This is a genomic window from Providencia sp. PROV188 (genome assembly GCF_027595165.1).
Taxonomy (GTDB): domain Bacteria; phylum Pseudomonadota; class Gammaproteobacteria; order Enterobacterales; family Enterobacteriaceae; genus Providencia; species Providencia lanzhouensis.
On the sequence record NZ_CP097291.1, the window covers coordinates 508,132 to 531,190 of the forward strand.

The 23,059-nt window shown below is 44.0% G+C and carries 20 protein-coding genes; 18 read left to right on the forward strand and 2 right to left on the reverse strand.

The genetic code is table 11. The annotated features are described in order from the left end of the window. Positions 1–5: 5 nt before the first annotated feature. Positions 6–902: a SphA family protein gene (locus tag M5X66_RS02240; RefSeq protein WP_270103842.1), complete on the forward strand. Its 897-nt coding sequence runs from the start codon at positions 6–8 to the stop codon at positions 900–902. Between the two features lie 175 nt (positions 903–1,077). Here the strand turns inward: M5X66_RS02240 and M5X66_RS02245 are convergent, their stop codons facing one another. Next, positions 1,078–2,085, reverse strand: coding sequence for an AraC family transcriptional regulator (locus M5X66_RS02245; protein WP_036955273.1), 1,008 nt, complete (start codon positions 2,083–2,085; stop codon positions 1,078–1,080). Between the two features lie 716 nt (positions 2,086–2,801). On the opposite strand from M5X66_RS02245, the gene M5X66_RS02250 reads away from it, so the two are divergent. The 13 genes from M5X66_RS02250 to M5X66_RS02310 all read left to right on the forward strand — a co-directional run bounded on the left by M5X66_RS02250 (position 2,802) and on the right by M5X66_RS02310 (position 17,445). Beyond that, positions 2,802–5,000, forward strand: coding sequence for an indolepyruvate ferredoxin oxidoreductase subunit alpha (locus M5X66_RS02250; RefSeq protein WP_336432856.1), 2,199 nt, complete (start codon positions 2,802–2,804; stop codon positions 4,998–5,000). Between the two features lie 8 nt (positions 5,001–5,008). Continuing rightward, a complete protein-coding gene (locus M5X66_RS02255; protein WP_230083159.1) occupies positions 5,009–6,553 on the forward strand; it encodes an indolepyruvate oxidoreductase subunit beta family protein in 1,545 nt (514 codons plus the stop codon). 10 nt (positions 6,554–6,563) lie between these two features. Beyond that, the gene (locus M5X66_RS02260) at positions 6,564–6,986 is read left to right on the forward strand and encodes an acyl-CoA thioesterase (RefSeq protein WP_036955269.1); all 423 of its coding nucleotides are present in this window, start codon (positions 6,564–6,566) and stop codon (positions 6,984–6,986) included. A 28-nt stretch (positions 6,987–7,014) separates the two neighbouring features. Further along, complete coding sequence (locus tag M5X66_RS02265) at positions 7,015–9,330, forward strand: bifunctional salicylyl-CoA 5-hydroxylase/oxidoreductase (protein WP_154599650.1); 2,316 nt, start codon at positions 7,015–7,017, stop codon at positions 9,328–9,330. 28 nt (positions 9,331–9,358) lie between these two features. After that, positions 9,359–10,486, forward strand: a complete 1,128-nt coding sequence (locus tag M5X66_RS02270) for a cupin domain-containing protein (protein ID WP_036955260.1) — start codon at positions 9,359–9,361, stop codon at positions 10,484–10,486. A gap of 97 nt (positions 10,487–10,583) precedes the next feature. Continuing rightward, positions 10,584–11,495, forward strand: coding sequence for a fumarylacetoacetate hydrolase family protein (locus M5X66_RS02275; RefSeq protein ID WP_036955256.1), 912 nt, complete (start codon positions 10,584–10,586; stop codon positions 11,493–11,495). Positions 11,496–11,513: 18 nt separating this feature from the next. Then, positions 11,514–12,545 (forward strand): carbon-nitrogen hydrolase family protein, encoded by a 1,032-nt coding sequence (locus M5X66_RS02280; protein ID WP_270103844.1) that lies wholly within the window; start codon positions 11,514–11,516, stop codon positions 12,543–12,545. Then, complete coding sequence (locus tag M5X66_RS02285) at positions 12,542–13,297, forward strand: maleate cis-trans isomerase family protein (RefSeq protein WP_036955248.1); 756 nt, start codon at positions 12,542–12,544, stop codon at positions 13,295–13,297. The genes M5X66_RS02280 and M5X66_RS02285 overlap by 4 nt, the downstream gene beginning before the upstream one ends. Before the next feature lie 85 nt (positions 13,298–13,382). Continuing rightward, positions 13,383–13,835 (forward strand): MarR family winged helix-turn-helix transcriptional regulator, encoded by a 453-nt coding sequence (locus M5X66_RS02290; protein ID WP_036955244.1) that lies wholly within the window; start codon positions 13,383–13,385, stop codon positions 13,833–13,835. 274 nt (positions 13,836–14,109) lie between these two features. Beyond that, positions 14,110–15,756 (forward strand): Na+/H+ antiporter, encoded by a 1,647-nt coding sequence (locus tag M5X66_RS02295; protein WP_108479310.1) that lies wholly within the window; start codon positions 14,110–14,112, stop codon positions 15,754–15,756. 245 nt (positions 15,757–16,001) lie between these two features. Continuing rightward, complete coding sequence (locus tag M5X66_RS02300; RefSeq protein WP_036955236.1) at positions 16,002–16,418, forward strand: YybH family protein; 417 nt, start codon at positions 16,002–16,004, stop codon at positions 16,416–16,418. 163 nt (positions 16,419–16,581) lie between these two features. Beyond that, positions 16,582–16,851: a zinc ribbon domain-containing protein gene (locus M5X66_RS02305; RefSeq protein WP_154609802.1), complete on the forward strand. Its 270-nt coding sequence runs from the start codon at positions 16,582–16,584 to the stop codon at positions 16,849–16,851. 36 nt (positions 16,852–16,887) lie between these two features. Continuing rightward, positions 16,888–17,445 (forward strand): class I SAM-dependent methyltransferase, encoded by a 558-nt coding sequence (locus tag M5X66_RS02310; protein WP_036955231.1) that lies wholly within the window; start codon positions 16,888–16,890, stop codon positions 17,443–17,445. 46 nt (positions 17,446–17,491) lie between these two features. Here M5X66_RS02310 and M5X66_RS02315 read toward each other — a convergent pair whose 3' ends face one another. Further along, positions 17,492–18,112: a flavin reductase family protein gene (locus M5X66_RS02315; protein ID WP_036955226.1), complete on the reverse strand. Its 621-nt coding sequence runs from the start codon at positions 18,110–18,112 to the stop codon at positions 17,492–17,494. A 680-nt stretch (positions 18,113–18,792) separates the two neighbouring features. Between M5X66_RS02315 and M5X66_RS02320 the strand changes: the two genes are divergently transcribed. The 4 genes from M5X66_RS02320 to M5X66_RS02335 all read left to right on the forward strand — a co-directional run bounded on the left by M5X66_RS02320 (position 18,793) and on the right by M5X66_RS02335 (position 23,054). Next, positions 18,793–19,137 carry a helix-turn-helix domain-containing protein gene (locus M5X66_RS02320; protein ID WP_036955222.1) on the forward strand — a complete coding sequence of 115 codons (345 nt, stop codon included), beginning with the start codon at positions 18,793–18,795 and terminating at the stop codon, positions 19,135–19,137. A 131-nt stretch (positions 19,138–19,268) separates the two neighbouring features. Further along, complete coding sequence (locus tag M5X66_RS02325) at positions 19,269–19,820, forward strand: fimbrial protein (RefSeq protein ID WP_036955218.1); 552 nt, start codon at positions 19,269–19,271, stop codon at positions 19,818–19,820. 75 nt (positions 19,821–19,895) lie between these two features. Then, positions 19,896–20,477 (forward strand): fimbrial protein, encoded by a 582-nt coding sequence (locus M5X66_RS02330; RefSeq protein ID WP_036955213.1) that lies wholly within the window; start codon positions 19,896–19,898, stop codon positions 20,475–20,477. A gap of 72 nt (positions 20,478–20,549) precedes the next feature. Next, positions 20,550–23,054, forward strand: coding sequence for a fimbria/pilus outer membrane usher protein (locus M5X66_RS02335; protein WP_270103845.1), 2,505 nt, complete (start codon positions 20,550–20,552; stop codon positions 23,052–23,054). The last annotated feature ends 5 nt before the right edge of the window (positions 23,055–23,059 follow it).

Here is a 23,059-nt window from a genome sequence, read left to right on the forward strand (position 1 = left end):
GGTAAATGATGAATAAAGAAATGGTGAATAAGCTGCTCGTCGGCTCGTGCTTGGGTGCACTGTCATTTGGTGCTGTCGCAACAGAAGGGGGCGGTCTTGGGATCTACCCTGATGGGCTAGAAAACTTTATGTCTGGCGCACTGCCACCGCAAGGTGTCCATGTGTTGGTCTATGGTGGAAATGCCCACTATGACAGTGTTCGCGACAACAAAGGCGATAAAATTCCAATCCCCGGGTTTAGTGTGAATGTGAACGTACTCGCACCACGTTTTATCTGGGTAACTGACCAAAAAGTGTTTGGTGGCGATTTAGCGTTTCATACCATCCTTCCTTTGTTGGATGTGACGGCGAAGGCGGCGGGGAATAAAGAAACCAGTCGTGGACTCGGGGATATTACTTTTGGCCCCGCACTCGGTTTCCATCCTTCCGCTGACTTGCATTATGTCTTAGGGCTGGATGCTTACGCGCCAACCGGAAAATACAGTAAAACCGACCCATCAAGTTTAGGGAAAAATTACTGGGTATTACAGCCGGTGTGGGCAATCAGCTACATTCCTCCTGTCGGGGTGAATGCGGATTTAAAAATGATGTATGACTTTAACTTCCGTAACAATGATACGGACACGCGTTCAGGGCAAGCATTCCACGCCGATTATGCATTAGGCTGGGGCTTTGGTAATGGCTGGATCGCGGGTGTTGGGGGTTATGGATTTATGCAAACCACCAATGACAGTGGTCCAAACTCAGCGCAAGGTAAGGCTCAAGCTTTCGCAGTCGGTCCTTCAATCCGTTATGCAAACCCACAAGGTTGGCTATTTACGGCGAAGTGGGAGAAGGATTTTTCTGTGAAAAACCGTCCTGAAGGTTCACAAATTTACCTCAAAGCGTCTATTCCGTTTTAATTCCTTCCTCCTCAATATTGGCAGCCGAAAGGCTGCTGATATTGAAGTACGTAATTCTTATTACCTATTTTCATTTTCAGGTGATAGTTGAGCCTTCCATATATGAAAAATGACCGTACAGCTTGCTAATCAGCCATACGGTCACTTTAACCTAGATAGGTTTTAATACGTGAATTTACGCTTTTTTCATACTTTGGCTTGGGCTTTCTCCGTAGCGTTGCTTATATTCTGCGCTAAACCGTCCCATGTGGGCGAATCCCCAGCGTAGTGCCACGCCAGTCACGCTGGTGGCTTCCCCTGACATCAATTCGGCTCTAACTCGCTCCATACGCAAATCACGTAAATATTGCATCGGGCTAATATCTAAAAACTCTTTAAAACCGGCATATAAGCTGCGCAAACTGACGCCAGCAATATGGGCGAGTTGTTCAACGGTAATCGGTTCATGGGCGTGTGCTTCGAGGTACTCTTGAACGCGGCGCACATGACGCGGGCGAATGGTGGCTCGGCGCATACCCGAATCTTCTAAATAATTATGCTGGTGGGTGGAAAGTAGGGTAACAGAAACCAACTGCTCTACTTGGGTGGTTATCAGTTTATGCTGCAGTAAATCAGGTGTACGTGTAGCGCATTCAACCAAATAATTCATCAACGTACGCCATGCAATACAAGACTGCCAAGCAAACCCTAATTCAAAAACTAATGGTTTCTCTAAGGTATGCCCAAGCTGCCCAACTAACGTACGCTCTAATAAAGAACGAGAAATTCGTAGCATAAATTGGTCATTGTCACTGTTCCAACGCATCACCGTAGACTCTTCTGGGCTAAGCAAAGAAGCCATTTGTGGTGTGGATTCTAAAGTTTTCCCGCCACTTTCGATAATTGCACTACCTGATAATGGCATTTGCACCAGAAAAAAATCTTCCAGTTGTCCAGGGGTGATAGCGACATCTGCCCCATAGCGTAGCCGGCTGAGAGAAATATCCCCCATTGGAATGTAATGCATGCGAGCATCAAGACGCTGATGCTGGTTAAGTAACTGAAATTGATGAGGCTTCATCACACGCCCCACCATAGATTTAATCTCTTCAGGATCAGCAGAACTGAATAATAATCGCTCAGAAGAACAGAGTTGGTTCTCTATCTGAGGTGCAGGTGCGTAAGGCCATGAATTGCTCAACATAAGGAGGTGCCTCCAAAGTAAACACTGTGACCTTGATAGGTTGCCTAGCGAGTGTCGCGATAAGCTAGGATCCTCGAGGGTCACTATGGGATATTTCGATATCTCATTGTTATTTTTTTATTATCTTCGACTTATTACACAGGTCGATTTTATTAACATTTTATTAAACAAATTTTAACTAATTACGCTTCGAACATAGCATAAAGGAATTTGCTTACCTAGCCATATTTGTGCAAAAACTATCCAGATACTGCAAAAAAATAGAGAGAATTCACTGAATGTGATTTCTATAACAAACTAAAAAATAAAGTTATTCTTATTAATTTTTAGTTATAAATATATGATTTTTCATATTGTTTTGTATATTCACCTACCTATTGATTAAGCAAAAAGTTATCTATGGTGGCATTTCATTTTTTATTAGAGGAATACTCTAATACCCTTCTATTTGTAAGTGATAATTAGGATTATTCGTTGATTCATTAGGAAAGTTAGCCACAGCTTTCTTTGGTGAAGATTCTTATCCATTGTCCATTTCTATGACATTTTTTCATTGTTTTACAATGATTTTGTCCGCTCTATGCACCTCTTATCCACTCTCTGCAAAAATCTAATATGCATGATTAATCATGGATTGACCATTTATTAACAAATGAGATACAAGAAAGAAACACAAAAAAGATAACAACGTGCTGACGTTGACTGGTGAGGTTAAAATGGCTGAGCGCTCGTTTGTTCAAGAAGTTCAAAAATTACGGCAGGGTGAAGGCGAAGTCTTCAGCGGTGAAGGGATACTTGCCGTTACGAAAGCGTTACTCGAATCAGGGGTTTCCTATGTGGCAGGCTATCAAGGCGCTCCCATCTCCCATTTAATGGATGTGCTGGCAGATGCGCAGGATATCCTATCGGAATACGGTATTCGTTTCGAAAATAGCGCCAGTGAAGCCACTGCTGCCGCGACTCTGGCCGCATCGGTTAATTATCCTTTACGTGGTGCAGTGACATTCAAAGCAACCGTAGGTACTAACGTGGCTTCAGATGCATTAGCAAACTTAGCCTCTGGAGGTGTACTGGGTGGTGCGTTGATCATCGTCGGTGAAGATTACGGCGAAGGCTCCTCCATCATGCAGGAACGTAGCCACGCATTTGCCATGAAATCCCAAATGTGGCTACTCGACCCACGCCCTAATTTACCTTGCATCGTTCAAGCAGTTAAAGATGGTTTTGATCTTTCCGAAGCCAGTAATACCCCAGTTATGCTGCAAATGCGTATTCGCTCTTGCCATGTTCATGGGCAGTTCACATGCTCTGATAATCAATATCCAAAATTTACGGTCAAAGACGCGCTAGAGAACCCAACTCGCGACGTGAGCCGCATCGTGTTACCGCCAGCCAGTTTTTTACATGAAAAAGAAAAAATTGAGGCTCGCTGGCCTGCTGCCATCAAATTTATTCAAGAACGTGAACTCAACGAATTTTTTGCGGAAGATGCCGAAGATGTGGGGATCGCCTTACAAGGTGGTAACTACAACACGCTGATCCGCGCATTAAACCAAATTGGTCTAGCCGACGTTTTTGGTAATAGCAAAATCCCGTTGTATGTCATGAATGTGGCTTACCCGTTGGTTGATGACGAATTTGAACGTTTTTGTCGCAATAAAAAAGCTATTTTAGTTTTAGAAGAAGGGCAACCGAATTTCGTTGAGCAAAACGTGGCAAATATTTTACGTCAACGCAATATTGACGTGGCGCTACACGGTAAAGATATGCTGCCGATGGCGGGAGAATATAACACCGCAACGGTATTAGCAGGGCTGCGCTCATTCTTCGAACGTTATGGCAAAATTGAGCCACAAGTGAAAGCGGCTGCAAATCAGATTCGTATTCCAACTATTAATGTCGCGGCTGTCAAAGCCGATGATGACCTACCTGAATATGTGAATGCGGCGGAACCGACTCTGAATGAAACGGTGCATGCACGCCCACCTGGATTTTGTACGGGCTGCCCTGAACGTCCCATTTTTACTGCAATGAAGCTAATTGAGCGTGAACTGGGTGAACACCATGTGAGTGCGGATATTGGCTGCCATTTATTCTCTATTCTGCCGCCATTTAACCTCGGTAACACGACGATGGGATACGGGCTTGGTGGCGCGGGTGCTGCTGCGTTAAATGCCAAAGCGGGCAAACGAGCGATTTCTGTGATGGGCGATGGCGGTTTTTGGCACAACGGGTTAACCAGCGGTATTGCTAACAGTGTATTTAACCGTAGCGATAACTTAACCATTGTTGTTGATAACAGTTATACCTCTGCAACCGGTGGGCAAGATATTTTATCGTCAACGGCGCTAAATTCTACCCGCAGCACTGGGCATGAGATTGAAAAAGCAGTTAAAGGCGTTGGAGTTAATTGGGTAAAAACCATCAAGCGTACCTATGATTTAAAAGCCATGACGAATACGCTGCGTGAGGCACTGACGACGACAGAAAGCGGTCCTAAAGTGTTAATTGCGCAAAGCGAATGTATGTTGAACAAACAGCGCCGCGAAAAGAAAAAAGTTCGTGATGACGTTTCAGCAGGCAAGCGAGTTGTCCGTGAACGTTTTGGCGTTGATTCAGACACTTGCACGGGAGACCACTCCTGTATTCGTTTATCGGGTTGCCCATCGTTATCAATCAAACCTAACCCAGATCCTTTACGTACAGACCCTGTCGCGACAGTGATGGATAGCTGCGTAGGCTGTGGACTGTGCGGTGAGGTTTCCCATGCCGCAGTGCTGTGCCCTTCATTCTTTAAAGCTCAGATTATTACCAACCCAAATGGCTGGGACAAATTGCGCCACCGTGTTCGCGGTTGGTTTATTGGTTTCTTGCAGCGTCGTGATGCACGCCGCCGTGAACAACTGAGTTTCTAGGGGGGCACATGGCTCAATCTTTAATGACTTCTCAACCGTTAATGACCTCTCAATCGCTAATGGCCTTACAGCCGATCAAAATCGCCATCCTTGCGATGGGCGGAGAAGGTGGTGGCGTTCTCGCTGACTGGATTGTCAATCTTGGCGAAGATAACGGTTATTTTGCGCAAACTACTTCTGTGCCAGGAGTGGCGCAGCGTACAGGGGCAACAATTTATTATGTTGAATTATTCCCTGGTGCTGATAACCCGCAGACCCCTTCACCTGTTTTAGCGTTAATGCCAATGCCCGGTGATGTGGATGTGGTGTTGGCTTCAGAGCTGATGGAGGCTGGGCGTGCAGTACAACGTGGTTTTGTGACCGCGGAGCGTACCACGCTGATTAGTTCGACCCATCGGGTTTATTCCATCGCAGAAAAATCGGCAATGGGGGATGGGCGAGTGGATAGCCAAGCGTTGATCCGTCATGCGGGGCAAGCCGCCCGCCAGTTTGTGCATTTTGATATGGCACAAGCTGCGCAAGAGAGTGGCAGCGTGATCAGCGCCGTGTTGTTCGGTGCGCTGTTTGGTTCGGGGGTTCTGCCCTTTAGCCGTGAACAATTTGAAGAAACCATCGTTCGTGGTGGCGTTGGCGTGAAACCGAGTTTGCGAGCATTTGCATTGGGTGCTGAAAAAGCGGCTCAGCCTGAAGAGGCTTATCAAGCAGAATCTGCAAAAGCGGTAGAAAAAACACCAAAAAACAAACATGTAGCAGCTCTCCTTTCTCGGATTGAAAGTCAGTTTCCTGACCATGTTCACTACCTTGCGACCGAAGGTGTTCGTCGGCTGGTTGATTATCAAGACCCTGCATATGCCGAGACGTACCTCAATCGATTGCAAGGGCTATTTGCGCAAAAAGGCGGTGATGACCCGCGTTTACAGCGTGCGTTAGTACGCCACTTAGCGCTATGGATGTCCTATGAAGACACCATTCGCGTTGCGGACTTAAAAATTCGTGATAGCCGTTTTGCCCGAGTACGCAGTGAAGTCCAAGCGAAAGATAACCAATTGCTCGACATCAATGAATTTATGCATCCAAGAATCGAAGAGATTTGCGAAACGCTTCCCAAAAATTTAGGCAATTGGTTGATGAAACCACATTGGGTACACAAAGCCGTTCGCAAATTGACGCAAAGGGGACGAACAATCACTACCAGTTCCTTATGGGGATTCTTACAGTTATACGTGCTAGCCGCATGGCGCAGAGGGCGCCGCTCAACGCTGCGTTATCAGCTTGAAAATAATCGTATTGAAAAATGGCTAGCCACTGTGGCGCAAGCCGCAAGCAGTAACCCTGCTTTGGCAACCGAAATTGCGCAATGTCAGAGAGTGGTTAAGGGGTATAGCGACACCCATGCTCGTGGATTGCGCAATTTCCAAGTTTTGATGGAAATTGTTGAACGTCATGGTAGCCAGCTAGCACCGATAAATTTACGTGAATTACGTGAAGCGGCGCTGGCGGATGAACATGGTAATGAGTTGAAAAAATGCCGTCAGCGTTTGGCGATGGAATAAGGATAGCATCATGAGTTTACTGACATTTTCTCGAAACCATCGGATCAGTTTTTCAGAATGTGATCCTGCTGGGATCGTGTTTTACCCACAATATTTCGTGATGTTTAACAATCTCATTGAGCGTTGGTTTGATGAATTACTCCCTGAAGGATTTGCAGGGTACATCCTCGATCAACGTTTTGGTTTGCCCACAGTGCATTTAGAGGCGGATTTTAAAGCGATTAGCCGTATGGGGGATGACGTTCAGCTTGAGCTGCATGTCGAACGCATTGGCGGTAAATCACTGACTTTACGTCAACGCTGTACCAGCCTTGATGGCGAGTTACGCATGGAAGTGACGCAAACCTATGTCACTACATCATTGATTACGCATCAGGCTATTCCTATCCCTGAAGCACTGTATAGCGCCTTAACCCAGCAGCAACCGGTGTAATGGCACAACGTAATAAAGGAGAAACTCCATGAATATCGTTTGTATCGGCGGCGGTCCCGCTGGGCTTTATTTCGGGTTGCTGATGAAACTGCAAAACCCAAGCAACCGTGTGGTGGTCGTTGAACGTAACCGCCCTTATGACACCTTCGGTTGGGGCGTGGTATTTTCGGATGCCACATTAAGTAACTTGCGCAAAGCAGACCCAGTCTCAGCAGAAACGATCAGCGCTGAATTTAGCCATTGGGATGATATCGACATTCACTTTAAAGGTAGCTGTAACCGCAGTGGCGGGCATGGATTCATCGGTATTGGGCGTAAAAAGCTCCTCAATATCTTGCAAGATCGCTGCCTTGAAGTGGGGGTGGAATTGGTATTTGAAACCCAAGTGGCGGATGACCAAGAAATTGCACGCCAATATGATGCGGATCTAGTGATTGCATCGGACGGGATCAATAGCGCAGTACGTACTCGCTATGAAAATATCTTCAAACCCGATATCGACCAACGCCGTTGCCGTTTTGTTTGGCTAGGTACGAAAAAGATTTTCGACGCATTTACCTTCTTGTTCGCAGAAAATGAACACGGTTGGTTCCAAGTTCACGCGTATCAATTTCAAGAAGGGTTATCCACATTTATCGTAGAAACCACGGAAGAGACTTGGTTGAAAGCAGGTATCGACCAAATGTCTCAGGAAGATGGGATTGCTTACTGTGAAAAGTTATTTGCCCCATGGCTGGATGGTGAAAAACTGATTGCCAATGCAGCACACTTACGTGGTGCCGCGATTTGGATTCGATTCCCTCGCGTGATTTGTGATAACTGGGTGCACTGGACACAACCAACAAGCCGCAAGGAGGTTCCTGTGGTGCTGATGGGGGATGCCGCTCATACCGCCCACTTCTCTATTGGTTCAGGAACTAAATTGGCTCTAGAAGATGCGATTGAGCTGTGCGAAAGCTTGAAAGCGACTCAAGGAGATTTGCGCAAGGGACTTGAGCACTACCAAAAAGTTCGCAGTGTCGAAGTGCTAAAAATCCAGAATGCGGCGCGTAACTCAACCGAGTGGTTTGAAAACGTACAGCGCTATGAAAACCTCGATCCTGAGCAGTTTGCTTACTCTTTATTAACTCGTTCTCAGCGCATTTCTCATGAAAATTTACGTGTGCGTGATGGTAACTGGTTAACTCACTATGAAAACTGGTTTGCCGAAAAATCGGGTTTACCAGCGCAGGTGGCTAATCAAAAAGTCGCCCCGATGTTGACGCCATTTCGCTTGCGAAATGTGGAACTGAAAAACCGTGTGATAGCGTCTCCAACGTTGCTGTATTGCGCAACTGATGGGCTAGTCAGTGATTTCCATCTGGTACATATCGGTAGCCGCGCATTAGGTGGGGCTAGCCTGATTATGACGGAAATGACGGCAATTTCTCCTGAAGCGCGAGTCACGACAGGCTGCCCGGGAATTTGGAATGATGCGCAAGTGGCGGCATGGAAAAATGTGACGCAATTTGTACACCAAAAAACGGATGCGAAAATTGGGATCCAACTAGGACATGCTGGGCGTCGAGGCTCAACACAGCGCGGTTGGGAGCAAGAAAACCATCCAATGAAACAAGGTAATTGGCCATTAGTTTCCGCATCACCATTACCTTATTTACCTTCAATTTCACAGACGCCCACTGAGCTAACCGAAGCCCAAATGGCAAAGATTATCGACCAGTTTGTGGCGGCAGCAAAACGCGCGGATCAAGCCGGTTTTGATTGGTTAGAGTTGCAAGCTGGGCATGGTTATCTGCTATCAAGCTTTATTTCTCCGTTAACTAACCAGCGTACCGATGGGTTTGGTGGGTCTTTAGAAAATCGTCTGCGTTTCCCGCTAGCGGTAGTGAGCGCGGTCAGAAAAGTATGGTCTGAGGATAAGCCACTGTCTGTGCGTATCTCTGCGACAGATTGGGTTGACGGCGGCACAACAGTAGATGAGGCGGTATTAATTGGGCAGGCACTTCATCAAGCGGGCGCAGATATTATCGACTGCTCATCTGGCGAAGTATCCCCTCTTCAACAGCCTGTTTATGGGCGTATGTACCAAACCCCAATGGCGGATCGTATTCGCAATGAAGGATCGGTGCCGGTAATTGCCGTTGGTGCGATCACTGATGCGGATCAAGTGAATAGCATTATCGCGTCAGGGCGAGCAGATCTTTGTGCGCTCTCTCGACCACTTCTTGCCGACCCTGCTTGGTTACTCCATGAGTGTGCTCGCTTTGGGTGGAATTCAGTCTCGTGGCCAGCACCTTATGAGTATGGTCGCCAACAATTAATCCAACAATCGAAAAGCCGTTAATGGCGTAAATGCGAGAGGGGGAAACACCATGACGATTCAGTCCCATGACCAATACAGAGAAAATGTCGCAGGACGCGCAGATGTGGAAGATACACCAGAATTGTTGGCGTATTACAAACAGTTAGATGAACTCAAAACGGGCGCATTGTGGACGGTTGCCAACAAAATTGAGCCGTGGCAGCCAAAATCTCAATCTGTACCTGTGTTATGGCGTTACCAAGATTTACGTGAGCATGTTTTGCGTTCGGTGGATTTGGTGACTCCTGAAAAAGCAGGTCGCCGTGTTATCTACTTAAACAACCCTGGTCGTCAAGATGTGGCAGCGGCAGTGGGTTGGTTGTATTCCGGTTTACAGGTGATGCATCCGGGAGAAGCCGCTTCGGCTCACGCACATTCATCATCAGCATTGCGTTTCATCATGGAAGGGCGCGGCGCCTACACCATTGTGGAAGGGCAAAAAATGATTTTAGAAGCTAATGATTTTGTGCTGACACCAAATGGTACTTGGCATGAACATGGTGTGGAAGAAGGTGGATTACCGTGTATTTGGCAAGATGGTTTAGATATTCCATTAGTCAATGCAATGGAAGCGGGTTTCTACAAAGTTCACCCCGATTTGCATCAAGCACAAACTCGTCCAATTGATTATCCCGTTGGCATGTGGGGAGCGACTGCGTTACGTCCGCACCATGTGGGATGGGATAAGCCCTATTCGCCATTATTCAAATACCAGTGGGGACCCACTTATGAAGCGCTGCAACGCGCCGCAAAAGTAACGGATGGCTCAGTATTTGATGATGTATTAATGAATTACACCAACCCATTAACCGGCGGGCCAGTGATGCCAACGATTGGGGCTAGTATGCAGTTATTACGCCCTGGATTTGTCGGCAAAGCTCATCGTCATACGGGCAGTTTTATCTACCAAGTGGCGAAAGGAAAAGGGTATTCGATTATTAATGGGCAGCGCTTTGACTGGCAAGAGCGAGATATTTTTTGTGTACCATCATGGATGTTCCACGAACATGTGAATACATCCCAGAGCGAAGACGCGTGTCTGTTCTGTTTTAACGACTTGCCAGTGATGCACTCCCTTGGTCTCTATTATGAAGAGGCGCTTGTGGACAATGACGGGCACCAAAAAGTGATTAGCTAACTATTTATTTTTTATAACTGTTTATTCCGATGACTTATTTTAATTGTTTACGTGAAGATTTTAGTTAGGTCTGAGACCTGACTCAAGGAGAAAAATTATGCGTCTTATTACTTACCGTTCAGATGTTACCGCAGCAGCACGTTTAGGGGCGATTGCTAACGAGCAAGTCGTGGATTTAGCGAGATTAGCGGAACAGAATGGTCAATATCTCCCTGATAATATGTTGGATTTTATTGAGTTAGGTCCACAAGGGATCCGTGCAGGTACTGAATTATTAAACGCACATAAAGGGCAATTTCCTGCGGGAACTGCATGGCCAGTACAGAATGTAAAAATTTTAGCGCCAATTCCACGCCCAAGAAAAAACATTTTTGGGATCGGTCTGAACTATGTTGAGCACGTTGCTGAGTCGAGCCGTACTCTGGATACCTCTAAAGATCTACCAAAAGAGCCGGTTATCTTTTCTAAGCCGCCAACAACGGTGATTGGACCGGGTGATGCGATTGAACATAACAGCCAAATTACTCAGCAATTAGATTGGGAAGTGGAGTTGGCGGTGATCATGGGGACGCGTGCTAAAGGGGTTTCTGAAGCAGATGCCCTGAACTATGTGTTCGGTTATAGCTTAATGATTGATATGAGTGCACGTGATTGTCGCCGTGCAGGTCAATGGATTTACTCTAAAGGGCAGGATACCTACGCCCCATTCGGTCCTTGCATTGTGACTGCCGATGAAATTCCTGATCCTCACTCACTAAACCTGAGTTTGAAAGTTAACGGTGTAACCAAGCAAGACTCCAATACTCGCCATATGCTGTTCAATGTGAATGCGTTGATTGCTGATATCAGCAAAGGCATTACGTTGGAACCGGGGGATATTATCGCAACGGGCACACCTGAAGGGGTTGGTGCGGGTCGTTCCCCACAAGAGTGGGTATGGCCGGGTGATGTAATTGAAGCGTATGTCGAAAAAATCGGTGAGTTACGCCACCCAGTGGTTGCGGTATAACTCAAGGGAGATACTAACATGTTGAATCTACCTCAATTTAAGGCAGCGGCTGTACAGGCCGCCCCTGTATTCCTCGATACCGATGCTACCGTTGATAAAGTGTGTCGGTTGATTGAAGAAGCAGCGGATAATGGTGCCAAATTAGTGGCATTTCCTGAAGTGTTTGTCTCTGGCTACCCGTATTGGAGTTGGGTAATGAACCCGATTGATGGCAGCCCTTGGTTTGAAAAACTGTGCAAATCTGCCATTGAAGTCCCTGGACCTGAAATTAAAAAAATCGCCCAAGCCGCCGCTCGTCACCATATCAACGTGGTTGTGGGGGTGAATGAGCGCAATCCGAACGGAATTGCCACGTTATACAACACGTTAGTGACGATTTCTGATGAAGGTAAAATTTTAGGACGTCACCGTAAATTAGTCCCAACGTGGGCGGAAAAATTGACGTGGGCAAATGGGGATGCCTCCTCGCTGAAAGTTCACCAAACCAGCATTGGTCCTTTAGGGGCGTTGGCATGTGGCGAAAACACCAATACATTGGCACGTTTCTCGTTGCTGGCTCAAGGTGAGTTGGTTCATATTGCCAGTTATATTGCACTGCCAGTGGCACCAAAAGACTATGACATGGCGGATGCGATTCGTTTACGTGCCTCTGCTCATTGCTTTGAAGGCAAAGTATTTACCATCATTTCTTGTTCGACAGTCTCTGAAGAAATCGTTGAAGCCATGGCGGCGTCGCATCCCGAATCCCGTGAGTTGCTTGCGCGTCCAAATAGCGCATTTTCCGGCATTATTGGTCCTGATGGACGAGTAATTGGGGAACCATTGATTGATAAAGAAGGCATTGTTTATGGCGAAATCGACTTGAATCGCTGTATTCAACCTCGCCAGATGCATGATATTACAGGGCACTATAATCGCTTTGATATCTTTGACTTACAGGTTAATCGTCGCCCATTAACGGCTGCTCGTTTCCATCATGGTGGGCAAGATGTCGATGAACTTAATCAGTTTGCTGAATCGGATGACTCTTCAGTGGAGAAAGGGCTATGAGCTTAGCGCGTACGTTTCGTATTGGGCAGATTGTGCCTTCATCTAATACCACCATGGAAACTGAAATTCCGGCTATATTACGCGCCCGTGAAGCGATGTTTGCAGAGCGTTTCACATTCCACTCTAGCCGTATGCGTATGCAGAAAGTGACTAAGGATGAGCTTGCCAAAATGGACTCAGACAGTGACCGCTGTGCTATTGAACTGTCAGACGCCGATGTCGATGTATTAGGGTATGCCTGCTTGGTTGCCATTATGAGCATGGGGAAGGGGTATCACCGAGTTTCGCAAAAACGCCTCCATCAATGCACCATAGATAATGGGCATCCAGCGCCGGTTGTCACTAGTGCAGGGGCATTAGTCGAAGGGCTGCATGCCATTGGCGCGAAAAAAGTGTCGATTTTGACGCCGTATATGAAGCCATTAACGCAAATGGTTATCGACTATATTGAACATGAAGGTATTGAAGTGGTTGATAGCATCTCATTGGAGATCCCCGATAACCTCGAGGTGGGGAGACAAAACCCATTAGCACCAGTGGAAATCACCAGAAAGCTAAATACCAATGTGGATGCGATTGTGGCATCAGCTTGCGTGCAAATGCCGTCATTACCGTCGATTCAACTTATCGAAGATAGAGTGGGCTTACCAGTATTGTCTTCGTCTGTGGCAACAACTTACATGATGCTAAAAAAATTGGGACTTGATACGCGAGTGGATGGTTTTGGCTCACTACTTAGCGGAAGATTTTAGTTAAATTATGTTAAGAGTTCGATTTCCTTCTGCTACTCTGCTAGCTTCTAATGTCATAAAACCAGAAGCAAGAAAAGAGGAATTGATGCCTGAATCGAAAGTCTTCGTTGATAATTACCTGCCTGCTCTTTTGGGGCAGGCATGGATGCTAGTTTCATCTGAATTTCATGCGGTTGTAGAAGCCAATGGGCTATCAGTGTTGGAGTGGCGAGTGCTTTCTACATTGGCCAATAATGGTTCGATGGGGATCACTGAGCTGTCGCAAAAAACAGTCAGCAAGCAACCAACAATCACGCGGGTATTACAACGATTGGAACAGCAAGGGCATGTCATCCGTCACAATAACCATACAGGAAGTGACCGCCGTGTGACTTTAGTGAGTGTGACTTCTAGTGGTGTCGAGCTGGTCGAAGGGTTATTGATTGCAGCGGAAGAGCATGAAAGGCAGGTTTTAGCGCCTCTTGGTGTTCGCAAAAGCAAAATGCTCAAGCAGGTTTTACAAGAATTAATTGATAGACATAGCCCAGAAATCAAATAGATAAGTTGCATTAAAATACTCGGAATTATCCGTTTTTGATGAGTGATAAGGGTTTATACCAGAAGAATAGATTAAATCCTTATAAAACACGAGTATATTGAATGGATATGTAATGTATTGGAAATTAAGTAATATCCTGTAACACAATGATTGCTATCGTAGTTTTTGATTTATTTTGTTTTTTTATTTGGTAATAAATTGATGCTTTACATTGATTTGATTTATCTATTTACTGCAATGCAGATAACTAAGATAAACCATTATGGAGCACTCAATGTCAGTAGTGACACTTGTACTCGTTTTTTTACTTGCAGTCATCGTGAGCGTATTTGTTTCCCGATTACTTAAAGACATCATTCCATTGCCAATTATCCAGATAGCGTTAGGGGCTGCCTTATCGTTCTACGGATTTACAGTGGAATTCGAACCACATCTTTTTCTCTTTTTATTTATTCCTCCATTGCTATTTCTTGATGGATGGCGAATTCCAAAAGAAGCCTTATTCCAAGAAATTAAGCCAATTATGTCATTGGCGATTGGCTTAGTGGTCGTCACCGTTATTGGGATGGGGTTCTTTATCCATTGGCTGATCCCAACGATTTCACTGGCGGTTGCCTTTGCACTGGCAGCTATCCTTTCCCCAACTGACCCTGTGTCGGTATCTGCAATGACAGTGAATTCGCCACTACCATCGCGTATGGCGCACATTCTTGAAGGGGAATCTCTACTCAATGATGCGACGGGCTTAGTATGCTTTAGCTTTGCGGTTGTGGCTGCGCTGACAGGGGAGTTCTCTCTGACATCTGCTGCGGGGCAATTTGTGCTGGTGGCATTTGGTGGGATAGTGATTGGTTTATTAGTCGCATGGGCAATTGGCTGGTTAAACCAATTCTTAGTCAAGCGCACAGGTGAAGAACCAGCTATCCAAATTATGATCAGCCTGTTAATGCCTTTTACCGCGTATCTGCTGGCTGAACATTTACATGTTTCCGGAATCCTTGCTGCCGTTGTTGCGGGTATTGCGATGCACTACGAAAAAATCGCAGGGCGTATGCAAGCGGCGACTCGAATGCAAAGTAAGGCAGTTTGGGACACGGTACAAACAGGTTTGAACGGCATGATCTTTATTCTACTGGGTGAGCAGCTACCAGGGATGTGGACCAATTTGCCTCAGGTGGCCGAAGCTGCAGGTGCTAGCCATCCTTGGATGCTGTTTGTGTATGTTGCCGTTATCACCATTGCATTAGGTGCACTGCGTTTTGCTTGGGTATGGATATCAATGACCCTGACAGTTTTCCACAATCGTCGTCGTGGAAAGCAAGCGGATGAAGTACGTATTCGCATGATGGCGGTGATGGCAACGGCGGGAGTTCGCGGGGCAATTACGTTAGCCGGTATTTTAACGTTGCCATTCTTAATGCCCGATGGATCATTATTCCCTAACCGTGATGTGGCTATCTTCCTCGCGATGGGGGTGATCCTGTGTTCGCTGTTAATTGCCAGCATCGCCTTGCCGATTTTAACCAAAGGTTTAGTGCAAGATTTACCTTATGATAACGATGAAATTCGCGCTCGTCTGGCACTCAATGAAGCAGCAATGGCACATATTCGTGAGCTGATGAACCACCCTTCTGATGATATGGATGAAATTGCGATGCGTACCGAAGTGGGTGCTCAGCTGTTAGAAATTTATGGTCGTCGTTTAGATAATACGGATGAAACAGAGTCAGATGTGTTTGATTTACATCGGATGATCGAGATGGAACGTTCGATGTCAGATTCGGCTCTGAAGGCGAAGCGGGAAGCGTTATATCAAATGCGTAAAGGGAAAAATATCAATGAGCGAGTGTACCATCGCTTACGTGATGAGCTTGATTTAAAAGAAGAAACATTAAATCACCATAAGAGTTCAAAACACTAGTTTCTAATTTACGACTAAAGGGCTTAAGGTAACTTAAGCCCTTTTTATATACTCATTGAAAAAAATTTTATTGCTGATAATGTAATCTCTAATTATATTCAGGAAAAAATTATGTCACAGCATGTAGCTCACCTCATTATTATGATGACCATCACTTAACTGGTGGGAGTTTGCTACATCCTCAACCCGCCAGATAAGGCGGGTTTTTTGTCCTTGTCTGGTTAGTATTCAACAAGGAGCCCTCTATGAATCTTTTCGACAATACTCAAAAACACACGCAAGAACTTGAAGCCCTAATTGCCAGCGCAGATCGCGCCATCACAGAAGAAAATTTCAGCTATTTAATGGATTTTTATTCTGAGAATGGCTCGTTAGTGGTGAAAGACGGTTTACATGTCCATGGAAAAGAGAACCTAAAGAAAGCATTTTCTGCTATCGCTGAATTTTTTAATCACAGCCTGCAAGTGTCTCAAGGTACGGTAAAAGTTATTTTTGGTGAAGATTGCGCCTTAGTCTTAGCTGAAACTATTTTGAGTGCGCAAATGCAAGATGGTACGCCGTTTAATACTGTGCGAGATGCCACCTACGTATTTAAACTCATCGACGGTAAGTGGCTATGTGTGATTGATAATTCTTATGGAACTTCACTGCTCAAATCCTAAGGAAAGCTTTGTCTCATTCACCCGCGTGTGTCATGAAAAAATAGCGATATTCAGTTTACGTAATAAATGGTTTTTTATTGTAATTATTCAGTTTTACTGTTGTCTCTGGAGTTAAGTCTAAGGTTTATACTCGGGACAAGAATAACAGTGGAGGATATTTATTATGTCAATTTTCAGCTGGTTATTTAACCTCGGCAGAAATCGCTATAACTCGAAACGCGATAACCAATATCGGGGTCATTCAGGGCATGGCAGCAGTTCCAAGCATGGTTCTCGAGGTAAGCATGGCGGGAGTTATCAGCACAATGATGGTCGAGGCGAAGACAACTATTTTTCACACGGACAAAACATCCAAAAAATAAGATGCCGACAATGCAAAAGTGCCGTAGACCCAAATGCCAATTTTTGCGGTGAATGTGGAGCATCAATTTAAGGAAATAGAAAAGGTATTTTTGATTCAGGAGGAAGCATGGCGGAATCGTTTTTTTCTCATAAAAATCATTACCAGCTCTACGTTAAGAATTTCATTGCATCACCAGCTTCGATGGGAACGGTGTTCCCATCATCTCGTTGGTTATGTCATACCATGATTGACAATATTGACTGGGCTCAATGTCATCAAATTGCAGAGATTGGTGCGGGTAACGGCGTCATGACTCGCTATATTGTGAACAAAATTACGACGCAAACACGTTTAGATCTCTATGAAATTAATCGTGATTTTATCGATATTTTAAATCAGATTGATGACCCGAGAGTGGCTGTTAATCCATGTTCAGCAGAATATTTATTGGGTGATTATGATTTGATTATTTCAGGAATTCCTTTTCTGTCCCTGAATAAAAAAACCAGCATGCGAATATTAAAACAGGTGCGTCAGAGCCTATTAAAGAATCAGGGTAAATTAGTGCTATTTCAGTATACCCAAGGTTGTGAACCGCTATTTTCACGTTATTTTTCATTCACAAAAGAACGTGTGTATCGCAATTTTCCACCTGCATGGGTGTATACCTGTGTCCCCAAATAATGAATCTTAGGCCGGTGTGATAGAAACTGGCCTAAGACTTTTTACGTTATTTAGGGCGATACATTTCGAGTTTTTGTTGCTCTTCAATCCAATAATAATCCGCAGGTCCGCCTGCCCGCATCAAAGGTTTTTGGCGAGCACTGTTATATAAGCCTTGCTCTAAGGTAGCTTCATCGATATGCACCATTACCACTTCTCCCATGATCATCCACGTATCCAATAGGCTACCGTCAGCGCGTTTTAATTGCTGATATTCAGTGACTACACACTCCATGGAAACAGGCGTTTGGGCGATGCGCGGAGGCGTAATCAATGTGGACGGTAAGGTGGAAAGCCCAGTAAGGTCAAACTCACTTTCTCCACGAGGTAACATTGCACTGCTTGAATTGACCTGCTGCCCAAGCTCAAGAGTTGCAAGATTATAAACGAACTCACCTGTTTCGATTGCATTGGTGACGGAATCTTTTTTCCCAACGCTCGAGAAGACCAAAATGGGCGGTGAATAATTAAAGATATTGAAGAAGCTATAGGGCGCAAGATTGGTGTTACCTTGCTTATCGCATGTGGAGATCCAGCCAATAGGGCGTGGACCAATTAATGAGGGTATCGGATCATGGGGAAGCCCATGACCTTGTTGCGGTTGGTAGCTGTAAAACTGAGTTGTCATTATTGGCTCCTTTTTTTGTTATCCTAACGGATTAATTTATTCTAGTTAATATTAGAAAATGAAAAGTGCACGATATGCATAGTTTAAGCATGATATGGATAATGGAAAATTTATCATGATTAATATGACTTATTTTGATGAATTTAAATTATATTTAAAGTTTTATTGGATGAATTTATAAAACACAAAATATGAGTTATTTAAGTATATTTTTATTTCTCATTAAAATATTAAGTTTTTATGTTTGATATTCTTGATTTTTTATTTTTAATAAATTTAAATAAGTTATTATATGCGATATTTATAATTGGATAATTTTCTTTTATTTAAATTGAAATAATGTTTTTTTTAAGGGGTATCATGATTAAGATAAGTGAATATTTAAATTACTAGCTAATTATATTATATGGTCTTATTTGTGTAACCTATTGATATTTAATTTTATATAAATCAAATTCAGATATTAAAACGATCAATAAAGTTAATTTGATAGGTATTAACTATTAAATTATATATTTTCGATCGATATAAACGTATTTACAGATTTATTTCCTGTACCTATATTTTAATAAATTAAATTTCCTGCACTTTGGATATATCCATTTTTTATTACGCTATTTGCTCAATGAATTGGCTATCTTTGAGTAAATGAAATTAAAGCTATTTAAACTGGTTTTAATATGATGAAAAACAAATATCGATTACGTGAAGAAGTTGGTTTATTTATTCGGGAAGCACGGCTTAATTGCTCATTAACAGGTGAGGAATTAGGGCGTATGCTTCATATTAGTCAACAGCAAATATCTCGCTATGAACGTGGTATTACGAGTGTAAATATAGAAACGCTTGACGCCATATTAAAGAAATTAGGTAAGGATTGGTCTGAATTCTTTTTCAAAGTTATTGCTAACTATTCAGATGAAATAGCAGAGATAAAATTACAAGATAATTTTTTATTTCAAGATAAAAAATCAAAATATTCCTATTACGATAAATTAAAATTCAAAGCCTTACATGATCTTTAATCATGATTAATTAAATTAACATGTTCTTTGGTGATTATATAACTAATTGTTATTTAATGTTTTTCTGTTCCATTAATTATTTAATGGTGTATTGCGTTTCTCCTATTTTTAAACGAAAGGAAAGTCATTATATGAAACTTAATCAGTTAGCAATCATTACACTGCTGGCAACATCAGCGACTTCTTTTAGTGTAATGGCAGAGAATACAGGTACGGTGAATTTTATCGGTACAGTGGTGACTTCACCCTGCAATATTGCACAACCATCGTTAAAACAAACTATTGATTTTGGTCAGCTTTCTCGCCGTGGTTTAGAGAATGGCAGAACGGCTGAAGTGAATTTTAATATTGAATTAACAGGGTGTGATTTTTCAGATTACACCAAAGATGGTACAGGGGCGTCAGCAGCAGTGAAAAGCATGGAGTTAGTCTTTACAGGGCAAAATTACGCCGATGCGGGTAACACTTTGCTTTCAACTTCTCCGGGCAATGTAAACAACGTAGGTATTGGTATTGATGGTTTTGAATTTGGCAAAGCTAAGGATATTTTATCGCGAATTATCAATAAGAAGGGGGATAACACCTTAACCTTCAAAGCATTAGCTAAAGCGATTGATACCACAAAAGATGTCGCTGAAGGTAAGTTTAGCGCCGTAACTAACTTCCGAATTACCTATCAGTAAGCATCTGAGTCTACCGCCAGTGAATAACTGGCGGTATCAATACGGAGTTGAAGGAGAAAGTTGAGGGAGACAATTGTGATTGTTTATCAACGGGTAACTCGCCAATTAGCTCAACTGATGACGATGACCATTCTGATGTGCCTGATGATTTCGGGGGCGGCGGCGAATAAAAAAATAGAGCTTGATGGCAGCGCAACATTGAAAGGTATTGTTATCGCTACACCGTGTTCGGTTGTAATTGAAAATAGATTTCAAACGATTGATTTTTCACCTTTGGCAATCCCCCTGCTTGGTACAAAGTTGCAGCGTGAGCAGCATAACCAACCTTTTATTATTGAGTTACGAGACTGCGGAAGCCTTTACTCTTTACTCGACAGTAAAACATGGTCTATTCGATTTGCAGGGGAAACAGCGGAACACATTGATGCATTTGTACTAAGAGGCGCATCACAAGGTCTTGGGGTTTCTGTCCTTGATAGCCGTTTTAATACATTGATTCCAGGGCAATATTACCCTTTGGCAAATAATGTATTACGGCAAGACAAATCAGGGAAAGCGCTCTATCTACAGTACTTTTTACGTCTAGAGCTAACTGGGCGACCTATTCAAGCGGGTAACTATCAAGGGTTAATCCGTTTTTTTATCGATTATCAATAAATTGCAGATAAACATGATCTCGAAGTCATTTTCGAGAGGGGCACACTCGTCGCATTTGGGATGGTATAGAGCATGATGTTCAAACATAGCAAACTAAGACAGACGATTTTATTGGCGCTAAGTATGGGAATTGGCAATAGCTATGCTGCTGAATTTAATACCGATGTGTTAGATGCCGAAGATATGAATAACATTGATATGAGCCAGTTCTCTGTTGCGGGATATGTTCCACCTGGAGACTATGTTTTGACTGTTTTTGTTAACGGTCAGCGTTTAGGCGAGCCGCGAGATGTTGCTGTTTTTGATGATAACAGTACAAAAAGTGTAGGTTCTCAGCAAGTGTGTCTGGCACCTCAGTTGCTGGATTTTATGGGACTAAAAAAATCTGCGGAGGAAAAAATCACATTATTTCATGATGAAAAATGTTTGAATTTTTCGGCTCTGGCTGGGGTACAAACCAAAGTGGACTTGCCTTCTATGTCCCTAAAAATGACCATTCCCCAAATGTGGATGGAATATCGTGATCCTTATTGGGTTCCCCCAAAATTATGGGAAGAGGGGATCAATGGTTTGTTTGTGGACTACAGTGCGAATATTTCTGCCACAAAAGAGACCGATGGCGACAAGCGTGTTTACTTATCTGGTAATGGAATATCGGGCATTAACATTGGGGCTTGGCGGCTGCGTGGTGACTTCAATGGGACTTATCAAAAGCAACATGGGGGCAGTTATTCGCAAGAAAAACACAACTTTGATTTCAGTCGGTTATATGCTTTTCGATCATTGAAAGAAAGCGCTGCTTTGCTCACGCTCGGGGAAAATAATTTTTACTCGGACGTGTTTGATTCTTGGCAATACACGGGTATTTCGATTGAAAGTGATGATCGCATGTTGCCGCCAAAATTGGTGGGATATGCCCCTGAAATTATCGGTGTGGCAAAGACTAACGCCATTGTGATCGTTCGGAGTCAGGATCGGATCATTTCAGAAACTTCGGTGCCACCGGGACCTTTTCGCATTCAAACCCTTGATAGCGGGATCCGTGGTGTGCTGGATGTGACGGTACGTGAAGAAAATGGGGAAGAGAATAAATTTAGTCTTAGTACTGCATCGCTGCCCTATTTAACTCGTCCGGGTCGGGTAAATTATAAAGCGGCGCTGGGGAAAACACGTTATGACAATCGACATTTAACGGGAGATCCCGTCATTAGTGGTGAATTGTCATATGGTGTATCAAATGCGTGGTCGTTGTATGGGGGAACTCAACTTAATGCCTATTACCAAAGTGCCGCTTTAGGGATTGGGCGTGACTTGTTCTCTTTTGGGGCCGTCGCGGTGGATATTACCCAATCTTTTGCTGATTATTCAGATGACGATAAAAGTCACTTACAGGGGCGCTCTTACCGTTTTAATTATGCGAAGTCATTCGAGGATCTTCGTACCGATATTACTTTTGCGGGCTACCGTTTTGCAGATAAAGAGTATCGAACGTTAATGCAATATATGGATGAGGACAGAACTGGGCATTCACCGCAAGCCACCAAGGAAAATTACCAAGTCTACTTAAATAAATATTTTGATGATTTTAACTTCTCGTTAAATTACCAGTACAGCACCTATTGGCAGGATGACCCACAAACCCAGTACGGTTTATACGCCAATACAAGCCTGAATTTTGCTTCCCTTTCCCAATATAGCGGCAATATTGCTATCTCCGCGACGCGAACGGAGCGAAGTAACGGTTATGAAGATGATGCCATTAACCTTTATTTGACGATCCCGCTGTACAGCGGACATAGCTTGACGTTTTCTGAGTTGTACTCTCGTTCCAATAAAAAGAATCAATATAACCATAATGTGGGATATAGCGGTTATGGGGAGAGGGATAATTACAGCTTAACGATGGGGTATAACCACGGGCAAGATGTGGATAGCCAAACGAGCTTGAGCGGTTTTTATTCCCGTGACCTCTCGGATGCCAGTGTGTCCATTAATGGCAGCTATGTCCCTCATCAATACCGCAGTATTGGGGCATCGATTAATAGCGGGATCACAATAACGACCAAGGGAGCCGCGCTGCATCGCTCTGCCCACGGTGATACTCGCTTAATGGTGGAAACTTCAGATATTGGCGGCGTACCACTGAATCATGGCGTTACAAAAACCAACCGCTTCGGTTTAGCGGTGATCCCAAATGTGAATAGTTACCGTAAATCCTCGGCTTCCATTAACACCAGCAAATTACCTGAAAACATTGAAGCGCTCAGTGCCACCAGCGACATCACGCTTACAAAAGGCGCGATTGGCTATCGAAGTTTCCCTGTGATGAAAGGGGAAAAACTCTTCTCGGTGATCACCTTACCGGATGGTAAAAAACCACCGTTTGGTGCCAGTGTGCGTAATGAGGTGAATCAAGAACTTGGGATAGTCGGAGAAGAAGGGGTGACCTGGTTGGTGGGGATCGAGAAGAATACCGCGTTGTGGGTTTATTGGCGTAACCAAAAACAGTGTCAGATAACGTTGCCAGACCGGTTAACCACATCCTCTTCAATGCTGTTACTACCATGTCAAAAATAACTGGC